This window comes from Comamonas sp., assembly GCF_009360615.1.
Classification (GTDB): Bacteria; Pseudomonadota; Gammaproteobacteria; order Burkholderiales; family Burkholderiaceae_C; genus Comamonas.
The window spans coordinates 32045-54882 of record NZ_SPEY01000025.1; the positions used below are offsets into that span (position 1 = coordinate 32045).

Annotated in this window: 23 protein-coding genes; 15 read left to right on the plus strand and 8 right to left on the minus strand. The window is 64.6% G+C overall.

Features of this window, described 5'->3' with window-relative positions; translation table 11 throughout:
- The first annotated feature begins 151 nt into the window (after positions 1-151).
- Positions 152-811, plus strand: a complete 660-nt coding sequence (locus E2583_RS09220; protein ID WP_291595104.1) for an ABC transporter ATP-binding protein — start codon at positions 152-154, stop codon at positions 809-811.
- Between the two features lie 14 nt (positions 812-825).
- Here the strand turns inward: E2583_RS09220 and E2583_RS09225 are convergent, their stop codons facing one another.
- Together E2583_RS09225 and E2583_RS09230 are read right to left on the minus strand one after the other, a co-directional pair.
- On the minus strand, positions 826-1794 hold the full coding sequence (locus tag E2583_RS09225; protein ID WP_291595105.1) for a PhzF family phenazine biosynthesis protein: 969 nt from the start codon (positions 1792-1794) through the stop codon (positions 826-828).
- A 207-nt stretch (positions 1795-2001) separates the two neighbouring features.
- Positions 2002-3180: a PLP-dependent aminotransferase family protein gene (locus tag E2583_RS09230; protein WP_291595107.1), complete on the minus strand. Its 1179-nt coding sequence runs from the start codon at positions 3178-3180 to the stop codon at positions 2002-2004.
- A 382-nt stretch (positions 3181-3562) separates the two neighbouring features.
- On the opposite strand from E2583_RS09230, the gene E2583_RS09235 reads away from it, so the two are divergent.
- Positions 3563-5035 carry a PLP-dependent aminotransferase family protein gene (locus E2583_RS09235; protein ID WP_291595109.1) on the plus strand — a complete coding sequence of 491 codons (1473 nt, stop codon included), beginning with the start codon at positions 3563-3565 and terminating at the stop codon, positions 5033-5035.
- A 15-nt stretch (positions 5036-5050) separates the two neighbouring features.
- Here the strand turns inward: E2583_RS09235 and E2583_RS09240 are convergent, their stop codons facing one another.
- From E2583_RS09240 to E2583_RS09250, 3 genes are read right to left on the minus strand one after another with little or no spacing between them, the layout of a single operon-like run.
- Entirely contained in the window at positions 5051-5878 is an 828-nt protein-coding gene (locus E2583_RS09240) for a ChbG/HpnK family deacetylase (protein ID WP_291595111.1), read from the minus strand.
- Positions 5875-6288, minus strand: a complete 414-nt coding sequence (locus tag E2583_RS09245; protein WP_291595178.1) for a GtrA family protein — start codon at positions 6286-6288, stop codon at positions 5875-5877. Before E2583_RS09245 ends, E2583_RS09240 begins: the two co-directional genes overlap by 4 nt.
- Entirely contained in the window at positions 6288-7292 is a 1005-nt protein-coding gene (locus E2583_RS09250) for a glycosyltransferase family 2 protein (RefSeq protein WP_291595113.1), read from the minus strand. Before E2583_RS09250 ends, E2583_RS09245 begins: the two co-directional genes overlap by 1 nt.
- Before the next feature lie 122 nt (positions 7293-7414).
- Between E2583_RS09250 and E2583_RS09255 the strand changes: the two genes are divergently transcribed.
- Positions 7415-8896 carry a glycosyltransferase family 39 protein gene (locus E2583_RS09255; protein ID WP_291595115.1) on the plus strand — a complete coding sequence of 494 codons (1482 nt, stop codon included), beginning with the start codon at positions 7415-7417 and terminating at the stop codon, positions 8894-8896.
- Between the two features lie 75 nt (positions 8897-8971).
- Here the strand turns inward: E2583_RS09255 and E2583_RS09260 are convergent, their stop codons facing one another.
- From E2583_RS09260 to flgA, 3 genes are all read right to left on the minus strand, one after another.
- Positions 8972-9334 (minus strand): hypothetical protein, encoded by a 363-nt coding sequence (locus E2583_RS09260; RefSeq protein WP_291595117.1) that lies wholly within the window; start codon positions 9332-9334, stop codon positions 8972-8974.
- 38 nt (positions 9335-9372) lie between these two features.
- The gene (gene flgM / locus E2583_RS09265) at positions 9373-9687 is read right to left on the minus strand and encodes a flagellar biosynthesis anti-sigma factor FlgM (protein WP_291595119.1); all 315 of its coding nucleotides are present in this window, start codon (positions 9685-9687) and stop codon (positions 9373-9375) included.
- Positions 9688-9803: 116 nt separating this feature from the next.
- Complete coding sequence (flgA, locus tag E2583_RS09270; protein WP_291595120.1) at positions 9804-10562, minus strand: flagellar basal body P-ring formation chaperone FlgA; 759 nt, start codon at positions 10560-10562, stop codon at positions 9804-9806.
- A gap of 202 nt (positions 10563-10764) precedes the next feature.
- Here flgA and flgB point away from each other — a divergent pair, with 202 nt between their 5' ends.
- The 12 genes from flgB (at position 10765) to E2583_RS09330 (ending at position 22764) form a co-directional block, all read left to right on the plus strand.
- Positions 10765-11178 (plus strand): flagellar basal body rod protein FlgB, encoded by a 414-nt coding sequence (flgB, locus tag E2583_RS09275; protein WP_291595121.1) that lies wholly within the window; start codon positions 10765-10767, stop codon positions 11176-11178.
- 16 nt (positions 11179-11194) lie between these two features.
- Positions 11195-11599 (plus strand): flagellar basal body rod protein FlgC, encoded by a 405-nt coding sequence (flgC, locus tag E2583_RS09280; RefSeq protein WP_291595122.1) that lies wholly within the window; start codon positions 11195-11197, stop codon positions 11597-11599.
- A gap of 16 nt (positions 11600-11615) precedes the next feature.
- Entirely contained in the window at positions 11616-12278 is a 663-nt protein-coding gene (locus E2583_RS09285) for a flagellar hook capping FlgD N-terminal domain-containing protein (protein ID WP_291595124.1), read from the plus strand.
- A 14-nt stretch (positions 12279-12292) separates the two neighbouring features.
- Complete coding sequence (gene flgE / locus E2583_RS09290; protein WP_291595126.1) at positions 12293-13561, plus strand: flagellar hook protein FlgE; 1269 nt, start codon at positions 12293-12295, stop codon at positions 13559-13561.
- 85 nt (positions 13562-13646) lie between these two features.
- Positions 13647-14387 carry a flagellar basal-body rod protein FlgF gene (flgF, locus tag E2583_RS09295; protein ID WP_291595128.1) on the plus strand — a complete coding sequence of 247 codons (741 nt, stop codon included), beginning with the start codon at positions 13647-13649 and terminating at the stop codon, positions 14385-14387.
- Between the two features lie 18 nt (positions 14388-14405).
- Entirely contained in the window at positions 14406-15188 is a 783-nt protein-coding gene (gene flgG, locus E2583_RS09300) for a flagellar basal-body rod protein FlgG (protein WP_291595129.1), read from the plus strand.
- 169 nt (positions 15189-15357) lie between these two features.
- Complete coding sequence (locus E2583_RS09305) at positions 15358-16065, plus strand: flagellar basal body L-ring protein FlgH (protein ID WP_291595130.1); 708 nt, start codon at positions 15358-15360, stop codon at positions 16063-16065.
- 20 nt (positions 16066-16085) lie between these two features.
- Positions 16086-17234, plus strand: a complete 1149-nt coding sequence (locus E2583_RS09310; protein WP_291595132.1) for a flagellar basal body P-ring protein FlgI — start codon at positions 16086-16088, stop codon at positions 17232-17234.
- Positions 17231-18259, plus strand: a complete 1029-nt coding sequence (gene flgJ / locus E2583_RS09315; protein WP_291595134.1) for a flagellar assembly peptidoglycan hydrolase FlgJ — start codon at positions 17231-17233, stop codon at positions 18257-18259. Before E2583_RS09310 ends, flgJ begins: the two co-directional genes overlap by 4 nt.
- The gene (gene flgK, locus E2583_RS09320; protein WP_291595136.1) at positions 18256-20202 is read left to right on the plus strand and encodes a flagellar hook-associated protein FlgK; all 1947 of its coding nucleotides are present in this window, start codon (positions 18256-18258) and stop codon (positions 20200-20202) included. Before flgJ ends, flgK begins: the two co-directional genes overlap by 4 nt.
- A 23-nt stretch (positions 20203-20225) precedes the next feature.
- Positions 20226-21440, plus strand: coding sequence for a flagellar hook-associated protein FlgL (gene flgL / locus E2583_RS09325; protein WP_291595138.1), 1215 nt, complete (start codon positions 20226-20228; stop codon positions 21438-21440).
- 55 nt (positions 21441-21495) lie between these two features.
- Positions 21496-22764 carry an HDOD domain-containing protein gene (locus tag E2583_RS09330; RefSeq protein ID WP_291595139.1) on the plus strand — a complete coding sequence of 423 codons (1269 nt, stop codon included), beginning with the start codon at positions 21496-21498 and terminating at the stop codon, positions 22762-22764.
- The last annotated feature ends 74 nt before the right edge of the window (positions 22765-22838 follow it).

Genomic DNA, 22838 nt, shown 5'->3' on the forward strand with positions numbered 1-22838 from the left:
GGCTGAAGCGCTTATTGTTATTGCGCAGGCAGCTATTGAATGTGAATAAGATGAACAGGACTTGCGCAAACAAGAACGCCGCAACGGTCTGCCTGCTGAGGCCGTCGTCTCGCCTGAACCCGTTTTGCGCAAGTCGTGATGAAGTGACTGCATGACCGCCTCTCTACAAATTGCGCAGCTGCGACTGGGCTATGAAACGCCTACGGGTCTGCACACCGTGCTGCAGGACTTTGATCTGCATGTGCCGGCCGGTCATATCGCCAGCCTGCTGGGCCCCTCGGGCTGCGGCAAGACCTCGGTGCTGCGAGCGATCGCGGGCTTCGAGCCGGTACGCGCGGGCGGCATTCACCTGGGCAAGGTGCTGCTCTCGGGTCCCGGCACGCATCTGCCTCCCGAGCAGCGCCATGTGGGCATGATGTTTCAGGAGTATGGCCTGTTCCCACATCTGACGGCCGCACAGAACGTGGGCTTCGGCCTGCGCCGCAGCAGCAGGCCCGAGCGTGATCGGCGTGTCCAGGAGCTGTTGGCGGTGGTGGGTCTGGCGGATGCGGGCGGCAAGTTTCCGCACGAGCTGTCCGGTGGGCAGCAGCAGCGCGTGGCGCTGGCCCGTGCCCTGGCGCCGGAACCGGCCCTGCTGCTGCTCGATGAGCCGTTTTCGAATCTCGATGCCGCCACGCGCGAGCGGCTGACGCTGGAGGTGCGCGACATCCTGCGGTCTGCCGGGCAGACGGCGATTCTGGTCACGCACAATGCGCAGGAGGCCGAAACCATGGCCGACCAGATCTGCCGGATGACCCCGGCGCAGTCCTGAGCGAGGCCTGTGGTCTACAGCAGGACCCGGCCTGAGGTGACGGTCACCGTGTGGCCGCCCACCCAGAGCTTGCCGTTGGCGGCGGTCTGCACATGGACCTGTCCGTCACGGCCGACGCAAACACCTTGCGCCGCGATATAGGGCGTCTGCAGCAGACCTTCGCCTGTCAGCCATTGGGCCAGCGCAGCATTCAGGCTGCCGGTGACGGGGTCTTCGCTGGCGGTTTCTCCGATCAGGGCGCGTACTTCCAGGCGCGGCTGCGCAGAGGTCCCCCGTTCCTGGGCAGCTTCTGACGCCTGCTTGGCAAAAGCGCGGGCTTCACGGCTGGAGCGGCCGATCAGCAGGGGCGCATCGTCCGGCCCGTGGAGGGCCGCCAGGCCTGCCTTGGCGTCCAGCCTCCTGAGCGCTGCAAAATCGGGTTCCACGCCCAGCACGGTGTCCGGGTGATCAAGCAGCAGGCCCAGCCAGGGCGATCCGTTATCGAGGCTGCGTGCCATCAGCACCTGCTCGCGCCGCAGGCCCAGGGCCTGCAGCACGGGGGCCAGCTCCTGCTCGGGAACCGCTTGGGATTCGAGGGAGGGTGCTTCGAAGAACAGTGCGCCTTTCGCATCGCAGCCAATGGCGACCAGGCCTTTCTTGCACTCCTGCAGCACCTGTTCGGGGTCGCGCGGCCGTCCGCCCTGGGCCAGCCAGGCATGGCAGCTGCCCAGTGTGGGGTGGCCGGCGAAAGCCAGCTCGCCGGCGGGCGTGAAGATGCGCAGCCGATAGTCGGCGCCAGCGGCCTGTGCCTGTGCGCTGGGCTGCAGCACAAAGGTGGTTTCCGACAGATTGGTCCAGCGCGCAAAGGCCTGCATCTGCGCATCGTCCAGGCCATCGGCTCCCAGCACCACGGCCACGGGGTTGCCGAGCAGTGCGGTGGATGTGAATACGTCCACGGTCATGTAGGGGCGGGACAGAGCGGCAAGGGAGGCAGGGGCAGACATGGGCAGCGATTGTCGGCAAAAAGAAAAACCGGCGCTGCACGGTGGTTCGTGTCAGGCCGGTTGATAAGGCGCCACATATGCCAAGCGGTGTCAGGGACACCGAGGAAGCGCCGCCGCGCACCGAGGGGGCGGCCCCTTCCCGCGAAGCGAAAGAGGGTGAAGGCGGGGCCGCCTGGGCGCGGAGCGCCCTGGGTGGGACCTTTCAGATCAGAGGCTGGCCCTGATGGCCTCGGCCAGGGACTTGATGCCGGCCTGGATCTGTTCGGCAGACACCGTCACATAGGACAGGCGCAGCGTGTTGGTCTGTGCATCGCCGGCGTAGAAGGGGGCGCCGGGCACGAAAGCCATGTTGCGTTCCACGGCCTTGGCCAGCAGGGCCTGGGCATCCATGCCTGCAGGCAGCCTGACCCAGAGGAACATGCCGCCCACGGGACGTGTCCACTTCACATCGAGGCCGGCCATCTCGCGCTCCAGGGCCATCAGCATCACATCGCGCTGGGCTTTGTACATGGCGCGGATGGTGGGCACATGGCGCTCCAGGAAGCCGTCCTTGATGACTTCGGCCACCACGCGCTGGTTGAAGCTGGGGGTGTGCAGGTCGGCAGCCTGCTTGGCCTGGGTCAGCTTGCCGTACACGGACCTGGGTGCGACGATGAAGCCGATGCGCAGGCCGGGAGCCAGCACCTTGGAGAACGAGCCCATGTAGATCACGCCCTCGGGGTTGCGTGCAGCCAGGGGCAGGGGCGGCTCCTGCTCGTACCAGAGGTCGCCGTAGGGATTGTCCTCGATCAGGGGGATGTCCCGTTCCCGGGCCATCTCCACGAGGGCCTGACGGCGGGCATCGCTCATGGTGCGGCCGGTGGGATTCTGGAAGTTGGGCAGCACATAGGCCAGACGCGCCTTGTCGGCACCGCTGCCGATCTGCCGGGAGAAGTCCTCGATCAGCATGCCTTCGTCATCGCTGTCCACGCCGACGGCCACGGGCTCCATGGGGGTGAAGGCCTGCAACGCGCCGAGGTAGGTGGGCTTCTCGACCAGCAGACGGCTGCCCTTGTCCAGGAACACCTTGCCGATCAGGTCCAGCGCCTGCTGGCTGCCGGTGGTGATCAGGATCTGCTCGGGATCGACGTTCCAGGGCAGGAAGTCGGCAATTGCCTGGCGCAGCGGGGCAAAGCCTTCGGTGGTCGAGTACTGCAGGGCTGCGGCGCCGTCGCGCTGCATCACGGCCTGGCAGGCTTCGGTGAACGCGTCCAGGGGGAAGGCCTTGGGGGAGGGCAGGCCGCCAGCCATGCTGATGATGCCGGGGCGGTCGGTCAGCTTGAGGATCTCGCGGATGGCGGAGGAGTTCATCTTGGCAGCACGTTCTGCCAGCGTCCAGGTTGTCATAAAACAGTACTCGATCTTCTACGTTGCCAGCCCGGGCAGGGGCTGGGCGGTGTGCATTCTCACGCCCTTGTCGGGCATGCGCCGGCCAGAGCGAGGGCTCGGGATGCAACACTGCGGCGAGGCGAGCGCTGCAGCCCTGCTCCGGCAGGTGGGCTTATTGTGTCGCTGCCGGTTTGCCTGTGTGGGCTGGCGGGCAATTGCGACGATGTGGTCTTCAGCCGGTGCGGCCGCAGACCGTGACCAAAGCCCTGTGTGGAGGGCGGCCAAGCGATATGGATGGACTCAATATACGCGTGAGACCATTACAGTACCTATACAGACAGTCTTACAAGAATGGCTTCTGTATTGGTAATCGCTTCGATACAGTTCACTGCACGTCATCATGTCCATCTCTCTGTCCCGCCAGGCCGCGCTGACCCTGACCCAGCAACTCGCCGAGCGCCTGGCCGAGCGCATACGCACGCGGCTGCTGCCAGCCGGTGCGCGCTTGCCTTCGGTGCGTGAATGCGCGCGTCAGCAAGGCGTGAGCCCCTACACGGTAGTGGCCGCCTACGATCTGCTGCAGGCCCAGGGACTGGTCGAAGCGCGGCCGCAGCGGGGCTTTTATGTGCGAGATATTGTGCAAAACCCGCTCCAGACGCCTGATGGAGAATCGCATTTTGCGATTCATGAAGGAGCAATCAATACCCCGGTAGGCATTCCGCCGGGTACGCGCATCAACGCCACCATGCTGATTCGCGGCATGTTTGTCGAGAGCGTGGCCGGCAAACCCCAGCCCGGTGCCGGTGTGCTTCCCGCCGAATGGCTGGATGCGGGCTTTCTGGTGGCGGCCATGCGCAAGGTCACCAGCGGGCAGGCACTGCGCGAATCGCTGGTGCGCTATGGAGAACCGATGGGCGACAGCCGACTGCGCGAGGCGCTGGCGCGGCGCCTGCAGCGCATAGGCATCGCGGCCGGACCGGGCCAGATCATCACCACCCTGGGTGCGACCCAGGCGCTGGACATTGTGAGCCGGGCCCTGCTGCAGCCCGGCGATCCGGTGATGGTGGAAGAACCGGGCTGGGCCGTGGAATATGCGCGCCTGGCCGCCATGGGCATGCGCGTGCTGCCGGTGCCGCGCGGGCCCGAGGGGCCGGACATGGCCGTGATGCAGCGCTATTGCGAGACCATGGCCCCCAAGCTCTATGTGAGTGTCAGCGTGCTGCACAACCCCACGGGCTACAGCCTGAGCGCTGCCAGTGCCCACGAAGTGCTGCAGATGGCGCAGCGTCATGGCTTCTATGTGGTGGAGGACGACAGCTACTGCCACATCGCGCCCGACCACGCACCCCGCGTGTCGGTGCTGGACCGGCTGCAGCGCAGCATCTACATCAGCGGCTTTGCCAAGGTGCTGGTGCCCAACTGGCGCCTGGGCTATCTGGCAGCGCCGCCCGAGCTGGTCGAGAGACTGCTGGACACCAAGCTGCTGTCCACCCTGTCCACTCCGACCCCGATGGAGCAGGCCCTGGCCCTGTGCATGGAGCAAGGCCAGCTGCGCCGCCACGCCGAGCGGCTGCGCCAGCATCTGGCCCAGGCGCGCACGCGCAGCGTGGCGCTGGCCCAGGCAGCCGGGTGTCGTTTTGTCGCCGACCCTGCGGGCATGTTCGGCTGGGTGGATACCGGCGTGGATACCGAGGCGCTGACCCAGCTGCTGCTGGATGAGGGCTACATGATTGCGCCGGGCGCCATGTTCCATGCCAGCCGGGGATCCAGCACCTGCATGCGTATCAATTTCGCGACCACGCAGGACGCAGCCTTCTGGCGGGTCTTCGAACGCGTGGTGACCCGGATGCGGGCACAGGCACCGAGGTCCTAGCGCCTGCTCATTCCCTCAGCTCCGTGTGACGGGACCTTGATGGACATGGCAGCCGGTGCGCTGCAGCAGCGCCTCAAAGGCGTCGGACATCAGAAATTCGAACTCCACGGGGCGCTGGCTGCCGATGGCGTCACCTGCCACCACACCGCTGGCCGGGTGGCACATCAGCAGGCCGCCATCCGCCATATGCGGCAGCCAGCCGGCCATCTGCCTGCCGTAGCTGTCGGCGTCGGGTGCGTCAAATCCATAGACGCCGCCAAAACCATGGTTCGTGGGAATGTCGGCGCGGCGCAGCCGCCGAGTGGTGGCCCAGCCGCCCAGCAAGGCAATGAGGGCCGCCTTGGGGCTGCGCCACAGGCCTGCGGCAGGCGCCGTGGAACGCACCCAGGGCATCTCTCGTCCGGCATAGCGCGCCTGGAGCTCCTGCAGCATGGCCGTGCGCAGCCCGGGCAACTGGTGCACATGCTGGTGGCCGTCGATGAAGTCAGGGGGGGTGCCCATCACCCGCTCGAAAGCATCGAGCTGTTCGCGCCAGGCCTGGCGCATCAGAGCCTGCGGCAACTGGCGGGTATAGGCCCGGCGCAGCACCTCTGTCAGCTCCCGGGCGGCATGCCGCCCGCCATGGCTCTCTGTGAGGTTGAAGTGCAGGCCCACCGAAAGCCGGGGTCGCAAGTCCCGCAAGGCCACTGCGGCTTGCGGCCAGAGGGGGGAAGTGGTCATGCAGCTGGTGGCCGAGAGACGGCCGGCCGCCGTGAGCTGCTGCACGGCGTCGTCCACCAGCGGATGCAAGGCGTAATCATCGGCGCACAGCAGGAGGGCGCGTGAGGTCTTCATGGGAATCATAGGGTGCTGCGCGCCTTGAAGGCCCAGAACTTGCTCATGACGAACGTGCCGGTGGCCACCAGTACCAGCACGGCGGCCAGACTCCAGAAGTAATGCCAGTGCAGCCAGTTCAGGGCAACGTAGTACAGCGCCTCGTTGGCGACAAAGGAAAGGCACGCCACGGCGAAGAATTTCGCCACCACCGGCCAACCCCTGGCCCGCGCCTCCGAAAAAGTGAGCAGGGCGTGACCGTTGTAGCTGACCGCGAAAGCCACCAGAAACGCCAGCACATTGGCCCCGAGCGGCGGCAGGCCCAGGAGTGACACCAGCAGACCGACCACCGCCAGGTGCGTGGCAGCGGCCGTGCCGCCGACCAGCACGAACTGGAGCAGCTGTGGCAGGCGGCGCAGTCTTTGCAGCAGGCCCACGATCACGATGGATCGCGCAGCGGGCTGCGGTCTTCGTCATGGGCCACGAGGTAGATGGGGCGGCGCTTGACCTCTTCGTAGATGCGGCCGATGTACTCGCCCAGAATACCGATGGACAGCAACTGCACGCCCGAGAACAGCATGATGCTGGCGGCCAGCGTGGGCCAGCCGCGCAAAGGGTTGCCGAAGAACAGGGCTTCGGCTGCAATCCACAGGCCATAGGCCAGAGCCACGAGGGAAATTCCGGCGCCCACCATGCTCCAGACGCGAAGGGGCAGTGTGGTGAAGGAGGTCAGCCCCAGAAGCGCCAGCGATCCCAGGCGGCGCAGATTGAAGCTGGAGTGGCCGGCAGCACGGTCCCTGGGGACAAAGGGCAGGGCCACGGTCTTGAATCCGACCCAGGCGTACAGGCCCTTCATGAAGCGATTGTTTTCCGGCAAGGCCTTGAGGGCATCGACGACCTTGCGGTCCATCCAGCGGAAGTCACCTGCGTTCGGCGGCATCTTCACCGTGCTGCCTGCGTTCATCACACGGTAGAACAGTCGGGTGCCCATGCGTTTGGCGCCACTTTCAGCACCGCGGTCGGCAATCACGCCATAGACCATCTCGTAACCCGATTGCCACAGCCCGTGCATTTCGGCCAGCATCTCCAGGGGGTGCTGGAAGTCGGCGTCGATCAGCACCACGGCGTTGCCCCGGGCGTGGTCTATGCCGGCTGACAGTGCGGCTTCCTTGCCGAAGTTGCGCGACAGGGCCAGATAGCGCAGGGGCAGGTCCTGCGCCAGGCGCAGGCTCAGCGCATGCGTGGCGTCGCGGCTGCCGTCGTTGACCACCACGATCTCGAAATCGGGGGTCAAGGCCTTCACCGTCTCGGCCAGTGAACGCAGAAACCCCTCGATATTGGCTTGTTCGTTATAGGCCGGCACCACGCAGCTCAGTCGCAGCGGCTGGCGCGGCAACTGGGCGGGCGGGGCTGCGGGGGCATATTCGGCGTGAAGATCGGTCATGGTGCAGGATTTTCGCGCAAGTCTGTCACTGCTTGCTGGGGCAGTCACGGTTTGCACGACTTCAAAAAGGCCGTCGTTATACTCACGCCCCTATTGCCCCTGCTTCTTTCATTGATCGTCCGATGACCGCTGTTCAACGCGAATCCCTTGTTCTGGGCGGCCGCGCCGTTGCCGCCCTGCTCGCCGTCTACGGCGTGGTCTGGCTGGCCATTCACTGGGTGACAGCCCTGGCGGCACCCGGTGACAACGTGGAACAGCTGATCTGGATTCGTTCGCTGGAGCTGGGCTATTTCAAGCATCCACCGATGCCGACATGGATCATGGCCGCCTCTGCGGCCGTCGTGGGACCGTCCATAGGACTGACCTATGTGCTGGGCGGCGTTCTGACCCTGGGCTCTTTGGCGATTTTCTGGAAGCTGCTGTGCGATATGCGGGGCCGGGCCTATGCGACCGTAGGTCTTCTGGCGGCGCTGAGCATCACCTTCTATTGCGGGCGGCTCTATTACTACAACCACAACGTCGTGATGATGCTGTGGATATCGATGGCCGTCGCGCTGACCTGGCAGATCACGCAGAAGCCGTCCCTGGCGGGCTGGGCCGGGCTGGGTCTGGTCTCGGGCCTGGGCATGCTCAGCAAATATCAGTATGTGCTGGCGCTGGGGGTGATCGGTCTGTGGTGGCTGCGCATCGGTGCCTGGAAGAACCCGGTGCATGTCAAAGGGGCTGCGCTGGCTGCCGTGGTCGGCCTGCTGGTGCTGTCTCCCCACCTGTACTGGCTGACAAGCCATGACTGGATGCCCATGCACTACGCCGAGCGTACGTCCCTGGGCCTGCACCTGGATACGGCCGCGCGCATCAAGATGTCCTGGACCTTTGCGGTGGACTGGATCTTCAACCGCTGCATGCCGGCGTGGATCGTGCTGGGTGTGGCTCTGTGGTGGGGGCGTCGCAGGGCAGGCAAGACTGGAGCGCAGACTGCGCCCGTAAAGGAGCTGCCAGTCGACGCGGACCGGATGCTGCGCGAGTTCTGGCTGCTCTGGGGCCTGGTGCCGCTGCTGGCCATGCTGGTGCTGTGCCTGTTTACGGGCTCCTATCTGCACCTGCAATGGGGTACGGCCTTCATGTTCCTGTGTGTGCCGGCCGTCATGGAGTGGGCGCGCTCGCCACGGAGCTGGGGTGCCGCCGGGGACTTGCGTGCCGCCTGGCTGACGTTCGGGATTTTGCAGGCGCTGCTGCTGCTGCAGTTCTGGCTGGCGTCGCCCATGGGGCTGTCGGGCTACAAGAGCTCCCATCAGAACCATATCCCCGTGGACAGGATCGTGGCCGGTCTGGCGCCGGCAGCGCATCAGGCACTGGGGGGGCCTGTCGACATCATCATCGGCCCGCAGGCTCTGGCCGGGCGGATTGCCATGGAGCTGCCCGAGCGTCCGCGCGTCTACGTGGAGCGCAATCTGCAGTACAGCCCGTGGATTCGCGAGGAAGAGTTGCCGAATGCCCGCATCATCGAGGTGCTGGTGGCCGCAGACCCATTGCCTGAGGGGGTGACGCGTGCCTATGGTGTCTGGGCCTGGAGGCCGGTGAAGATCGCCAAGGGCGAGCACTGAGTGCCGCATGCCGGCAAAGTCAAAGGCGGGCATCGCGGCCCGCCTTCTTGATGGAGATGGCCGAGACGGCCTGACTCAGCTGGCGGCGTGGTAAATGCGTGCACGCCCTGTCTGCGAAGCGCCGCGCAGGCTGCTCTCGTAGGTGCTGTCTTCGGCCGCCGGCACCAGTGCCTTGGTGCGGCGCTGGTTGAGCACGGAAAGCCGTGCCAGCTGGTCTCGCACCAGTGAGATTTCGCGGTCCAGGTTCTGTGCACGCGCGCGCAGCGCAGGCGTCCAGTCATCGGCCGAAAAGCGTTTGACGAGCTGGGAAAACGCCACCATGGCGTCACGAAGGCGGGTGCTGGACTGTTCCAGCGCGGATGCGTCCGGTGACTGCAGCGATGCCGAAACGGTCTGAATCACCGCATCCAGCGAATCGAGCATTTCCTGCAAGGTCATCGGTTCAGCCTCTGTTCGGGAGTTCAGGCTCGGGCGCGTCAGCCGCGGGCATGAACCAGGAATTCTTCGGTATTGGCCAGCAGCTTGTCTGCAACGGCCTCGGCATTGACGCGGAAGCTGCCATTGGCAATGGCTTCGCGCATGGCCTTGACGCGATCGGCGTCAAAGTCGGTATTGGTGCGGCTTTGGCTGTCCAGGGCGCGGGCCGAGGACGAAAAGGACACGGGCACGCCGGCGGCGCGCTCGGACAAGCCTTTGGTCGATTCTTCGGTGGCAACCGTGGTCGCGGATTTCGGGGTCTGCTTGGCGGCTGCAGCGGTCTGCTGCAGGTCCGGCTTATTGCCTATCTTCATGCGGGTTCTCCAATCGCCCTGTATCGGCGTAGGGCGCTGTAGCCTTGCTTTCGACAAGGGCGTGTAAAACTTGAGGAATATTTGGCATGGTTTTTAAAGTGAGCATGCACTCTCTTTTATTGAACCAGAACCACGCCGCTGGCATTGACCGTTCCCGTGACGAGGCGACCATTATCCATGCGAACCCGTACCTGCTGCCCTTCTCCGGCTGCTGCCATGGCCTTGCCCGAGCCGGCCACGCTGAAGCCGCCACCGTTGATCATCACCTGCACGGGCGATCCTGCCGTGAACAGGGCCGGCGGGCGCACCATGTTCTGGCGCAGGGCCTGGCCGGATGCCAGCGGGCGGGCTGCGACCATGCCGATGAAGTCCTGGGCATTGGCGAAGACGGCGGCGCTGTCCTCGGCCCAGTCCACCTCCGCAGGCACTGCGTCTTCCGCGCTCAGCGTCTTGCCGGCGGGAATATTGCCCTGCGCCACCCAGGCCGGGCCATAGGCGCGCACGGTGATGGGCAGGAACACGTTCCAGGGCACGCTGCCCTGCACGCAGCGCAGGCCCAGCCGGGTGCGCCCCCAGAGGCGGCTGCCCGCAGGCAGATAGGGTTCGACCTTGGCACAGGCCGCCAGACGCAGGCGTGAGTCCAGCTGGCCCATCTGGACCTCCATGCGCAAAGCCATGCCGTTGCCGGCTTGCGGCGTCTCGGCCGATGGCTGGTGCAGTGCCGCATCGACAAAGCGCTGGCCGATCTGGCTGAGCTGCGCCGCGCCGTCCTGGGCCTGAGCGCCAGGTGCCAGCAGCAGCGCACCCAGACCCCATGCCGCAGCCAGGCCTTGAGAGGGGCGAAGGCGCAGAAACAGGGAAAAGCGGCCAGACATGCATCAATCCTTTGAAGTATCCGCAGGCACAGGGCTGCAGACGATGGCTGCAAATATAGGCGCGACTCGGCTTGCCCAATGGCTTGAAGTGCCAGCGCAATACCGCTTTCTTCGCGCTTTAGTTCGCGCTGCCGATTTTGATAATCCTCGCATGCCGCAGTCCGTGGGCTCCGGCGTCCCGAATTCTGAAAGCGAGGCCGCAATGCTGAACAAAATGACCGAACGTCTGGACTTCCAAAGCGAGGCGCTGCTGCTGCGCGCCGAGCGCCAGCGTGCGATTGCCAGCAATATCGCCAATGCGGACACCCCTGGCTACGTGGCACGCGACTTCAACTTTCGCGAGGCCTTGCTGGCCGCGACCAGTGGACCCAGGCCTTTGGCCCAGGCCAGCGTCACGGCGGCAGGCCACATTCCGCTGCAGGCGCAGATGTCGGACGAGGCGCTCAAGGCCAGGCTCGGTTATTCGGTCAATTCCCAGCCCAGCCTGGACAACAACACCGTGGATCTGGATCGCGAGCGCGCCAACTTTGTCGACAACTCCGTGCGCTACGAAGCCACGCTGCGCTTCATCAACGGCCAGGCCAAGACCATGCTCAGCGCCATTCAAGGCCAGTAAGCCCAGGAGCTCAACCATGTCCATGTTTTCCATCTTCAATATCTCGGGCAGTGCGGTCAGCGCCCAGTCCCAGCGTCTGAACGTGGTGGCCTCCAATCTGGCCAACGTCGATGCCGTGGCCGGGCCCGATGGCAGCGTCTACAAGGCGCGCCAGGTCGTGTTCCAGACCGTTCCCATGGGCCACGACGGCAGCGCAGGCGTCAAGGTCAATGCCATCAGCGAGGACAACACGCCTGGACGCCGCATCCATGATCCCAGCAATCCGCTGGCCGATGGTGACGGCTATGTCACCCATTCCAACGTGAGCGCCGTGGACGAGATGGTCAACATGATCTCGGCCTCGCGCTCCTACCAGAACAACGTGGAAGTCATGAACACGGCCAAGACGCTGCTGCTCAAGACTCTGCAAATGGGCCAGTAAGCCCGGGAACACGCACATGATCTACGGCGCAAACAGCGTGGACGGCACCACGACCACCTCCACCAGCAACACCAAGAATGCGGTGACCGATCCCAACGAGGCGCAGGACCGCTTCCTCAAGCTGCTGGTGGCGCAGCTCAACAACCAGGACCCCATGAATCCCATGGACAACGCGCAGATGACCTCGCAGATGGCGCAGATCAATACCGTGACCGGGATTCAGCAACTGAACCAGACCATGGCTTCCATGTCCAGCCAGTTCACGGCCATGCAGGTGCTGCAAGGCACTTCCATGATCGGCCGTACCGTGCTGACCGAGGGCAACACCCTGGGCGTGGCGGCCGATGGCACGCATACCGCCGCCTTCGATCTGGACAGCCAGGCTGCCAGCGTCAAGATCCAGATCACCACGGCCGGCGGCGAGCTGGTGGACACCATCGATCTCGGTGCCGGTGCTGCCGGACGCAACTACTTCACCTGGGACGGCAAGGCCAAGTACAGCGGCGATGCTTCGCAACTGCGCTACAGCGTGGTGGCCACCAATGGCACGACCGCCGTGGCATCGACCCCGTTGGCACAGCATGCCGTGATCGCCACCAGCTCGGCCAACGGTGCGCTGTCTCTGGAGCTCGACAACGGCAGCAGCGTGGCTTATTCCGGCGTCAAGGCCGTTTACTGATTGAGGAACACATCATGGGTTTTCAACAAGGTCTCTCCGGTCTGAACGCGGCCAGCAAGAATCTGGACGTCATCGGCCACAACATTGCCAACTCCAACACCACGGGCTTCAAGGCTTCGCGTGCCGACTTTGCCGAAATGATCGCCAGTGCCATCGGCTCGGCCAGCGGCCAGAGCAGCGGCATCGGTGTCAACGTGGCCTCCGTGTCCCAGCAGTTCCGGCAGGGCTCCATCACTTCGACAGGCAACAACCTGGACATTGCCATCAACGGCAACGGCTTTTTCGTCGTCAAGCAAAGCGATGGCAGCATCGCCTATACGCGTGCCGGCAACTTCGGTCTGGACAAGGAGGGCAACCTCAAGACCGTGGACAACGACAATGTCATGGGCTACGTGGTGGATCCTTCGACCGGCAAGATCCAGTCGGGTGCCACGCCCGTGCCGATGAGCTTTCCCACGGGGCAGCCGATTCCTGCCAAGCAGACGTCCAAGGTGAATGTGGAGCTGAACCTGGATGCGCGCGCCACGGCGGCCGCCGGCGACGCGACGGCCACGCCGCCGGTTGCCGCCACGCCGCGTGCCACCTACGGCACCTCGCTCAATGTCTATGACACGCAGGGCACGGCGATTCCCGTCAACCTGTACTTCGAGAAAGACGCCACCGGCAACACCTGGAACATCTTCAACTCGCTCGATGCCACGGCCACCCCCATCGGCAAGGCCGTGTTCGATGCCAGCGGCAAGCTCACCAGCGTCACTCCCAATGCGCCAACCACGGGGTCGGGCTCCACGCTGAACCTGAGCATCAGCGGCGGTTCGGCCAATCCCAACGGACTGCCTGCGTTCGGCGTGGCCTTCGATTTCGGCGGCCTGACCCAGTTCGGCACCAAGTTTGCCGTCAGCAGCCTCAAGCAGGACGGCTATACCTCGGGGGCACTGACGGGCATCAATGTGGGGCGCGACGGCTCCATCGTGGCTTCGTATTCCAACGGCGTCACGCGCACCGAAGGCCAGATCGCTCTGGCGGCCTTCACCAATACCCAGGGCCTGGGCTCCATCGGCAACAACAAATGGGTGGCCACCTCCGATTCGGGTCCTGCGCTCAACGGTTCGGCCCAGACCGGCACCTTCGGCTCGCTGCAGTCCGGCGCTCTGGAGGAGTCCAACGTGGATCTGACCGCGGAGCTGGTCAACATGATGACGGCTCAGCGCTCCTATCAGGCCAATGCCCAGACCATCAAGACGCAGGACCAGGTGTTCTCCACCCTGGTGAATCTGCGTTAACGGATAAGCCCCCGAGACGCTTTGCGCTCTCCCGCCCCGAAGGGGAAGCCGCCAAGGCGATTGATTTGACAGAAGGAAGGTCAGCATGGACAGAATCATTTATACGTCGATGACCGGCGCCAATGCGGCTGCCCAGCGTCAGGCCGTGCTGGCCCACAACCTGGCGAATGCGGGCACGAACGGCTTTCGCGCCGAGATGTCCGCGTTCCGCTCGGTACCGCTGCAGGGCTCCGGTGCCGGCACGCGTGTGTTTGCGCTGGAAGCTACCTCCGGCTATCAGGAGACTGCAGGTCCAGCCCAGCGCACTGGCAGGGCGCTGGACGCCATGGCCATGGGCCGCGCCTGGTTTGCCGTGCAGGGGCTCGATGGCCAGGAGGCATACACCCGCAACGGCGTCTTCGAGATCTCGCCCGAAGGGCAGCTGGTCAACAGCAACGGGCAGGCCGTGCTCTCCGATGGAGGCGCTCCCATCGACATCCCGCCCGAGTCCACGATCTCGCTGGGCTCGGACGGCACGCTGACGGCCAAGACGGGCAATCAGCTGCCCGTGGCCGTGGGGCGCATCAAGCTGGTGACCCCGCCCGTCGATGAGCCGCTGGTGCGCGGCGATGACGGCTTTTTTCGCGCGGCCCAGGGCGATGCGCTGCCCAATGACGAAACGGCACGATTGCTGTCGGGCTCGATCGAGGGCTCGAACGTCAACTCCGTCGAAACCATGGTCGGCATGATCGCTGCCTCGCGCCAGTTCGAGCAGCAGATGAAGTTGCTGCAGACCGCTGAAACCAACGATAAATCCGCCAGCCAGCTGCTGAGCCTGAACGGCTGATAGCCAAAGGAATACGCCATGATCAATTCGCTGTTCATTGCCAAGACCGGCATGGAAGCCCAGCAGACGCAGCTGGACGTGATTTCGCACAATCTCGCCAATGTCTCCACGACCGGCTACAAGCGTGCGAATGCGGTTTTCGAGGATCTGATCTATCAGAATCTGCGTCAGTCCGGATCGCAGACGACCGAGCAGAATCAGCTGCCCACCGGCCTGCATCTGGGGCTGGGTGTGCGCACCGTGGCCACCAGCCGCAACTTTCTGCAGGGCAGTCTGCAGCAATCGAGCAATGCGCTGGATGTGGCCATCAACGGCAACGGTTTCTTCGAGGTCAACATGCCGGACGGCACGATTGCCTATACCCGCGATGGTTCGTTCGAGGTCAATGCCCAGGGCCAGCTGGTGACGTCCAGCGGCCTTCCCGTGGCCAACGGCATCACCATCCCGCAGGGCGCGACCAAGGTGTCGATCAGCCATGACGGCGTGGTCAGCGTCACCATGCCCGGCCAGGCCGCTCCGCAGCAGGTGGGCAATATCGCCATGAGCCAGTTCATCAATCCCGCCGGTCTGGAGCCGCGCGGCCAGAACCTCTACGTCGAGACCGCCTCCTCGGGTCAGCCCCAGCAGGGCACGCCTGGCACCAACGGCCTGGGCACGATTCAGCAGGGCTACCTCGAAGCGTCGAACGTGAACGTGGTCCAGGAGCTGGTGACGATGATCCAGACGCAGCGCGCCTACGAAATGAATTCCAAGGCGATCCAGACCTCCGACCAGATGTTGGCCAAGCTGGCGCAGCTCTGATTGATCACTATGCACTGAGGAGCTGCTTGCGCTTGACAGATATGTGTTTCAGATGAAATACCTATCGAATTCATCGTCGAGAAAGCGCTAGAAGCTACTGTTTAGATAGCGTGCGTTGCGCACGCAAGGCACAAGGGGCGAAGCGCCTGACTGCCAAGGACTTGCCGCCATGTTCAAAGCCATTGTTTCCCATTGCCCGTCGGTCTGTGCCCTCACTGCGGCCTTGCTGGTTTCGGGGTGCGTCACGCTCAATCCGCCGCCGCCCGTGGACATGCCTTCGACCGCACCTCCGGTGCTGCAGCCGCGCGAGCAGACAGCCCAGGCTCCCACCGGCAGCCTGTTCAACGCCAGCCGTTATCGGCCCATGTTCGAGGATCAGCGCGCCCGCATGGTGGGAGATGCCGTGACGGTGCAGATCGTCGAGCGCGTTTCGGCCAGCCAGAGCACGGACTCCAAGGTCGGGCGTGCCAACGAGCTGAGCACGGGCATCACCTCGCTGCCGCTGCTCAGGGGGGGCGCGGAGAAGACGGTCGCCGATGCTCTTACCCTGGGGGCCGAGAGCAAGAACGACTTCAAGGGTTCGGGCGCGACCAGCAGCAACAACACCTTCACGGGCTCGATTGCCACGACCGTGGTCGACGTGCTGCCCAACGGGCATCTGGTGATTGCCGGCGAGAAACAGATCGGCGTGAACCACAACGTCGATGTGCTGCGCTTCACGGGGACGGTGGACCCGCGCTCGCTGCGTCCGGGCAGCACCGTGGCGTCCACCCAGGTGGCCAATCTGCGGGTCGAGTCGCGCAGCCGTGGCCAGGCCGGTGAAGCCCAGTCAATTGGCTGGTTGTCCCGGTTCTTTTTGAACGTTATGCCGTTCTGATTCTTCCGAGAATGGGCAGTATGAAAGTACTGTCCACGCTCCTGTCACTGCGCCCTGTGCACACCACCTTGCTGGTGGTCGCAGCCCTTGGCGCCAGCGGGCTCACCCTGCCTGCGCATGCCACACGCATCAAGGAGGTTGCCGCCATTCAGGGTGTGCGCAGCAACCAGCTGACAGGCTACGGCCTGGTGGTCGGCCTTGACGGCACGGGCGACCAGACCACGCAGATGCCCTACACCAAGCAGGCGCTGGCCAACTACCTGGAGCAGATGGGCATTGCCTTGCCGGCCACGGGCAATGCGGCCCAGCTGCAACTCAAGAATGTGGCGGCGGTGATCATCACCGCAGAGCTTCCGGCCTTTGCACAGCCCGGCCAGGCGATCGACATCAATGTCTCCTCCATGGGCAACGCCAAATCGCTCAAGGGCGGTACGCTGGTGGCGACACCGCTGCGCGGCGCGGATGGCGAGATCTACGCCCTGGCCCAGGGCAATGTGGTGGTCGGCGGAGCCGGGGCTGCGGCCGGCGGCTCCAAGGTGCAGGTCAATCACCTGAACGCGGGTCGCGTGCCCCAGGGCGCGCAGGTGGAGCGTGCAGTGCCCACCCCCGTCAACCAGGGCAACACGATCACGCTGGGCCTGAACCAGACCGACTTCCAGACTGCCGACAAGATGGTGCGCGCCATCAACCAGCGTATGGGAGCGGGCACGGCCATGGCCTTGGACGGGCGCACGGTGCAGGTCAATGCCCCCGTCGATCCGGGCTCGCGCGTGCGCATGATCGCCGAGATCCAGGAGATGCCCATCGAGACCTCCAAGCCGGCGGCCAAGGTGGTCATCAATGCACGCACCGGCTCCATCGTGCTCAATCAGGCCGTGACCCTGGGCCCCTGCGCGATTGCACACGGCAATCTGTCCATCACCATCAGCACCACGCCGGTGATCAGCCAGCCCGCACCGTTCTCGCAGGGACAGACCGTGGTGGCGCAGAAGTCGGATATCCAGGTCAAGCAGGAACCCGGCAAGGTCATCAACATGCCCAATTCGCCCCAGCTCACCGATGTGGTGCGGGCGCTGAATTCACTGGGCGCCACGCCTCAGGACCTGCTGGCCATCCTGCAGGCCATCAAGGCAGCAGGCGCCATGGACGCCGAGCTGGAGGTGATATGAGCACGTCATTGTCCCATTCTTCATCCCTGGCGGCCAGCAATGCTCTGGCCGTCGATGCCCGCTCGCTCAATGCGCTCAAGACGGCCGCTGGCGAGAACAGCCCGCAGGCCGCGCGCGAGACCGCCAAGCAGCTCGAGTCCTTGTTCATGCGCGAGATGATCAAGAGCATGCGCGAGGCGACCATGAAGTCCGGCCTGCTCGACAGCGCGCAGGGCAATCTCAGCACCGATCTGCTGGACCAGCAGCTTTCGGTGGCCATGGCGGGCCAGCCCGGCGGCCTCACGGATGCCATCAGCAAGCAACTGGCGCGCAGCATGGGCGTTGAGGCTGCCGAGGATGCCGAAATTGCCGTGCCCTCGACACTGAGTCTGAGCCGCAATGCGTGGCGCAATGTGGGCAGCAACGGTGCCTGGAGCGGCAGCCGCAGCCAGGCTGTGCAATCGATCAATGCCTATGCCCCGGCCCCCAAGGGGCGCGACAACTTCGTGACGGCACACACCGGCGCGGCCCAGCGTGTGGCCAGCGAGAGCGGCATTCCGGCCCACTACATGATCGGTCAGGCCGGGCATGAGACGGGCTGGGGCCGGAGCGAGATCCGCAACAAGGACGGCAGCAACTCGTTCAACCTGTTCGGCATCAAGGCCGGTGGCAGCTGGACGGGCAAGGTCGCCGAAGTCACGACCACTGAATACATCAATGGCGCGCCCAGGAAGGTGACGGCCAAGTTCCGCGCCTATGACTCCTACGAGGAGTCCTTCCGCGACTACGCACGTCTGATCGGCAGCAATCCGCGCTACGAAAAAGCCATGGCCCAGACCGGCTCTGCCCAGGCCTATGCCAGCGAGCTGCAAAAGGCCGGCTACGCCACCGATCCGGCCTATGCGCAAAAGCTCAGCCGCGCCATCCAGAGCGTGGCCCAGGTCACCGTCGCCAACGCCGGCAACAACAGCGCCAATGTCGCAAGCCGTCTGGGTGCCAGCGCCCGTGCCGCCCAGATCAACAAGATCACCGAGAACCAGTCATGAGTCTTCTGAACGTGGGCGCGCGCGCCCTGATGGCCAACCAGATCGCCCTGCAAACCACGGGGCACAACATCGCCAACGTCAACACCGCGGGCTATTCGCGCCAGAGCGTGGCTTTCCAGACCTCGGCGGGCCAGAACATCGGCAATGGCTATATCGGCAATGGCGCCGATGTGGCGACCATCCTGCGCAACTTCAGCGAGTTGCTCAATCGCCAGGCGACGGCGGCCACCGCCGCAAGTGCCGCTGACTCCGCGCGCTCGAATTCGCTCAACCAGCTGCAGGAGGTGTTCTCCGGCGGAAGCAACGGCCTGGGCGCGGCCATCAACGACATGATGAATGCGTTTGCCGATGTGAGCAGCGCGCCTACCGACTCTTCGGCCCGCCAGGTGGTATTGACGCGCATGAGCGAGCTGGCTGCACGCTTCCGCTCTGCGTCGGCCCAGCTTGACGAGATGGATTACAGCACGCGTCAGCAGATGACGAACGACGTGAACGTGGTCAACAGCCTGTCCGAACAGGTGGCGGCGCTCAATGGCCAGATCAGCCGCGCCGTCGCCACCGGCCACACGCCCAACGATCTGCTCGATCAGCGTGACCAGCTGGTGCGTGACATCAACAAGTACGTGCAGACCTCTCAGGTGGATGCCGGTGACGGCTCCATCAGCCTGTTCGTGGGCGGCAGCCAGCCGCTGGTGCTGGGACAGAGCGCAGCCAAGCTCAACCTGCAGGAGTCCACGCAGTACCCTGGCAGTGGCAAGATGAGCCTGTATTTCCAGCAGCAGGGCGGTCAGCCCGTGGAGCTGACTCCAGCCATGGCCGGTGGCGGCGAGATCGCCGGGTTGCTGCAGTTTCAGAACAACGATCTGGGCGAGGGACGCAACCTGCTGGGGCGCATGGTGATCTCGATCGGCGATACGCTCAATACGCAGAACCAGCTGGGTCTGACCTTGTCGGGTCAGAAAGGCGGGGCGCTGTTCAATATTCCGATGACGACCACGGGCTCCACCACGGGAGCTCAATGGGGACAGCCCGATACGCCCACGGTCACGGTCAAGGACTCGAGCGCGCTCAAGGCTTCGGACTACAAGGTCGTTTTCGGCAACGATGCGCCCAAGGGCAAGGTGGTGCGCCTGTCGGATGGCCAGACCACGGCCTTCAACGATCTGACGGATCTGCGCGGCATGACGATCGACGGTCTGCAGTTCGATCTCAAAAACGATGGCCAGGCCGGCCAGTCCGTGCTGTTCAGCCCCGTGGCATCGGCGGCGCACGATATTCAGACGATGGTGCATTCCGGCAACGACCTGGCGGTGGCCAACCCGGTCTCGGCCAAGATCAACTCTCTGGGCGATGCTGCCGTCCGCATGTCCAGCCTGAAAGTGGAGAAAGGCTTCGATGCCTCTGCCTTCCCTGCCGGCACCACCTTGTCCTTCGCTCCGGACGGGGCGGGCGGCATGACCTATACCATCACTCCGGCTCCCAGCGGCGTGGCGGCGACAGGTGCCTATATCTCCGGGAAGGCGATCGAGCTGGCTCCGGGTCTCAAGGTGACGCTCACCGGGACGCCAGCGGTGAATGGCGGCACCAGCGATACCGTCAGCTTCGGACCCAACAGCTTCTACAGCTCGGATACCGGCAATGCCAGCTCCTTCCTGTCGCTGCGCGACGCCGTGATCTTCGATGGCGCAACCACGCTCAGCGACGGTTTTTCCACCGCCATGGCGCAGATCGGTACGCGCACGCAAAGCGCAGCCTACGCGGCCAAGCTGTCCGACTCGATTGCCAAGAATCTGGAGGGCGATCGCACCGCAGTGTCCGGCGTCAATCTGGACGAGGAAGCGGCCAAGCTGCTGCAGTACCAGCAGTCCTACCAGGCCTCGGCCAAGATGCTGCAGGTGGCCCAGGGCATTTTTGACAGCGTGATCCAGGCCGTCGGCCGTTAACCCCCTTCCGCCGGAGAACAGGCATGAGCATCAACCGCATTGGCACGGCCAATATGTATGACAGCACCATCAACAACCTGGGCTCTCGCCAGAGCAGCCTGGTGGATCTGATGGAGAAGACCACGGCGGGCAAGCGCGTGCTGCGCGCCAGCGACGATCCGGTTGCTGCGGCCCAGGCCGAGCGCGCACGTACCCGCATCACCCGCTCCGAAAATGACCAGCGCGTGCTCGGAGCCCAGCGCGATGTGATTGCCCAGGGCGAGTCCGAGCTGGGCAAGGCCCACGATGCTCTGCTGGATTTTCGCGATCTGCTGCTTCAGGCCGGCAATGGCTCGTATGACCAGGTGGCACGCGACTCTCTGGTCCAGCAGATGCAGAGCCTGCGCGAGCAGATCCTCGGCTATGCCAACGCCAAGGATTCCAACGGACTGCCCATTTTCCGCGGGCTGGGCAGTCCCGATACGCCGCTGCAAAGCACGCCTCCGGGCTCGACCAGCCAGCTCAATCCCGGCCAGAACACCGGCAGCGACAACGGCCTGCCCATCTCTCTGGACGGTCATGCAGCCTGGCTGAACGTGCCTACCGGCAACGGAGTGTTTGAAGTCAACGGCGCAGCCTCCAACTCCGGCAAGGCCTGGGCGGATGTGGGTTCGGTCACCAATCCGAGTCAGGTCACGGGTGACAGCTACACCCTGGTGTTCACCAAGGATCCGACCACCGGCGAGGTCCGTTACGAGATCAACTCCAGCTCGGCCACGGCGACCAATCCCGTCGTTGCGGCAACCCCCTACAAGGACGGGCAGGCCATTGCCGTCGGCGGCCAGCAGATCAGCATCAAGGGAGCTCCGGCCGACGGCGACCGTTTCACCCTGTCTCCCAGCACGCGTACGGATATCTTCAGCGTCCTCGATCAGGCCATTGCCACGGTCAAGGGCGGCACTGCTGGATCGGCCGCACTGCAGCAGGGGCTGGGGCGCGCACTGAGCGAGCTGGATTCGGGCATGAACCGGGTACAGGCCATGCGCAGCTATGCGGGCGACCAGCTCAACCGGGCAGACCGTCTGGAGTCCGACATGAAGGATCAGGCACTGACGCAGGAAGGAGCCCGTTCGCGTGCCGAAGATATCGATATGATCACGGCGCTGTCGCAGGTGGAGACTCAGAAGGTGGGCTTGCAGGCCGCCCTGCAGTCCTATGCGCAGATGCAGAAGCTTTCGCTGTTCAACTACATCGGCTGACTCCAGCGGGCTCTGCCCGTCTTGATGTCTCGTCGTTTACCTGTCCAAATCCTCCATGACCCAGTCTGCCCTCAGCTCCTTGACTCTTGGTTATCGGCCGCTCTGGGGACGCACGCGACGCCTGGCAGGGATTCAGCTTTATGTGCACGAGGATTCGGGCTCCTCTGCCGACATGGCGCATTTCCTGCGCACGGTGGATGAGATCTGGAGCCGTCAGGCGCCGCCGCTGCTGATATCGCCGCAATCCCGCCAGGTTCTGTGCAATCTTCTGGAGCATGCGCCTCAGGGCAGTCCCTGGATCGAGGTGCGCGGCGACTGGCTGCAGCAGGATGAAGGGATCTACGAGCTGGTGCAGAAGGCCCAGGCACGCGGGCTGATGCTGGTCTGGGGCGGATCGCTGGCCGATGTGCCCGATGCCGACGCGGCGCGCTGCTTTGCGAGCAGCCTGCTGAGCCTGCCGCCGGAAGGCGCCGCAGGCTTGCCCAATGCCGTGCGTTCCAGCCATCCGGCCAAGGATGCGGACAAGGAGGCTGCCTCGGGCTTTTTTGCTTCCCAGCCCCTGAGCCTGCTCGACGGCCAGATGTACCAGAGCCTGCAAAGCCTGGAGCTGGCGCGCTCCTGTCTCGATGAGCACGAAGCGGCCGCGGTGGCCGGCTGGCCCGTAGCGGACACCATGCAGGCGTTTCGGCTGCAGCAGCCCCAGCCCTCGCGCGATGCGCTCTTCAGGCTCATGAAGGCCATCGACAAGGAGCAGTCGCTGGATGTGATGGAAGAGATACTGGGTTCGGACCCGGTGCTGGCCTATCGCTTTTTGCTCTATACCAACTCGGCTGCACTGGGCCTGCGCCGCGGCGTGGACTCGCTGAGACGCGGGCTGGTGATGCTGGGGTTGGGCACGCTGGAGCGCTGGCTGGCCGACCAGCTGCCCCATGCCTGCACCGAACCGGACCTGGTGCCCCTGCGCACGCAGGTCGTGCTGCGCGCCAGGCTGGCCGAGCAGCTGATCGAGGCCGGGGTGAGTCTGGACCTGCAGCGCGAGATGTATCTGTGCAGCCTGTTCTCGCAGCTGGACCTGCTGCTGCATGAGCCGGTGGCCACCATCTTGCGGCGTACACCGCTGAACGAGCGCATCTTCGATGCCATCGTCACGCGCACCGGTCCCTATGCCGCCGTGCTGCAGATGAGCCAGGCTCTGGAGAGCCGTGACCCTGCGCCCATCCGGCAACTGCGCGAGCAGGAGGAGTGGGAGGCCGAGGACCTCAACCGAATGCTGCTGCGCATGCTCAGCGAACTCAAGCTGGGCATGCCGCAAGCCCAGGCCTGAGTGTCTGGGCGAGAGGGAGGTCGCCGGAAACAGCCTTCCACCCCTGGCTGGCGAGCGCAGAAGTCCATCAAGTT

Excerpts from the sequence above, each read along its gene's own strand:
- E2583_RS09235 (WP_291595109.1), top strand. The coding sequence starts at position 3,563 with ATGTCCATCTCTCTGTCCCGCCAGGCCGCGCTGACCCTGACCCAGCAA.
- E2583_RS09230 (WP_291595107.1), bottom strand. The coding sequence starts at position 3,180 with ATGACAACCTGGACGCTGGCAGAACGTGCTGCCAAGATGAACTCCTCC.
- E2583_RS09330 (WP_291595139.1), top strand. The coding sequence starts at position 21,496 with ATGACCCAGTCTGCCCTCAGCTCCTTGACTCTTGGTTATCGGCCGCTC.
- E2583_RS09305 (WP_291595130.1), top strand. The coding sequence starts at position 15,358 with ATGTTCAAAGCCATTGTTTCCCATTGCCCGTCGGTCTGTGCCCTCACT.
- E2583_RS09225 (WP_291595105.1), bottom strand. The coding sequence starts at position 1,794 with ATGTCTGCCCCTGCCTCCCTTGCCGCTCTGTCCCGCCCCTACATGACC.
- flgL (WP_291595138.1), top strand. The coding sequence starts at position 20,226 with ATGAGCATCAACCGCATTGGCACGGCCAATATGTATGACAGCACCATC.
- flgJ (WP_291595134.1), top strand. The coding sequence starts at position 17,231 with ATGAGCACGTCATTGTCCCATTCTTCATCCCTGGCGGCCAGCAATGCT.
- E2583_RS09310 (WP_291595132.1), top strand. The coding sequence starts at position 16,086 with ATGAAAGTACTGTCCACGCTCCTGTCACTGCGCCCTGTGCACACCACC.
- E2583_RS09285 (WP_291595124.1), top strand. The coding sequence starts at position 11,616 with ATGATCTACGGCGCAAACAGCGTGGACGGCACCACGACCACCTCCACC.
- flgF (WP_291595128.1), top strand. The coding sequence starts at position 13,647 with ATGGACAGAATCATTTATACGTCGATGACCGGCGCCAATGCGGCTGCC.
- E2583_RS09250 (WP_291595113.1), bottom strand. The coding sequence starts at position 7,292 with ATGACCGATCTTCACGCCGAATATGCCCCCGCAGCCCCGCCCGCCCAG.
- E2583_RS09240 (WP_291595111.1), bottom strand. The coding sequence starts at position 5,878 with ATGATTCCCATGAAGACCTCACGCGCCCTCCTGCTGTGCGCCGATGAT.
- E2583_RS09220 (WP_291595104.1), top strand. The coding sequence starts at position 152 with ATGACCGCCTCTCTACAAATTGCGCAGCTGCGACTGGGCTATGAAACG.
- flgC (WP_291595122.1), top strand. The coding sequence starts at position 11,195 with ATGTCCATGTTTTCCATCTTCAATATCTCGGGCAGTGCGGTCAGCGCC.
- flgA (WP_291595120.1), bottom strand. The coding sequence starts at position 10,562 with ATGTCTGGCCGCTTTTCCCTGTTTCTGCGCCTTCGCCCCTCTCAAGGC.
- flgB (WP_291595121.1), top strand. The coding sequence starts at position 10,765 with ATGCTGAACAAAATGACCGAACGTCTGGACTTCCAAAGCGAGGCGCTG.
- flgE (WP_291595126.1), top strand. The coding sequence starts at position 12,293 with ATGGGTTTTCAACAAGGTCTCTCCGGTCTGAACGCGGCCAGCAAGAAT.
- flgM (WP_291595119.1), bottom strand. The coding sequence starts at position 9,687 with ATGAAGATAGGCAATAAGCCGGACCTGCAGCAGACCGCTGCAGCCGCC.
- flgK (WP_291595136.1), top strand. The coding sequence starts at position 18,256 with ATGAGTCTTCTGAACGTGGGCGCGCGCGCCCTGATGGCCAACCAGATC.
- E2583_RS09260 (WP_291595117.1), bottom strand. The coding sequence starts at position 9,334 with ATGACCTTGCAGGAAATGCTCGATTCGCTGGATGCGGTGATTCAGACC.
- E2583_RS09255 (WP_291595115.1), top strand. The coding sequence starts at position 7,415 with ATGACCGCTGTTCAACGCGAATCCCTTGTTCTGGGCGGCCGCGCCGTT.
- flgG (WP_291595129.1), top strand. The coding sequence starts at position 14,406 with ATGATCAATTCGCTGTTCATTGCCAAGACCGGCATGGAAGCCCAGCAG.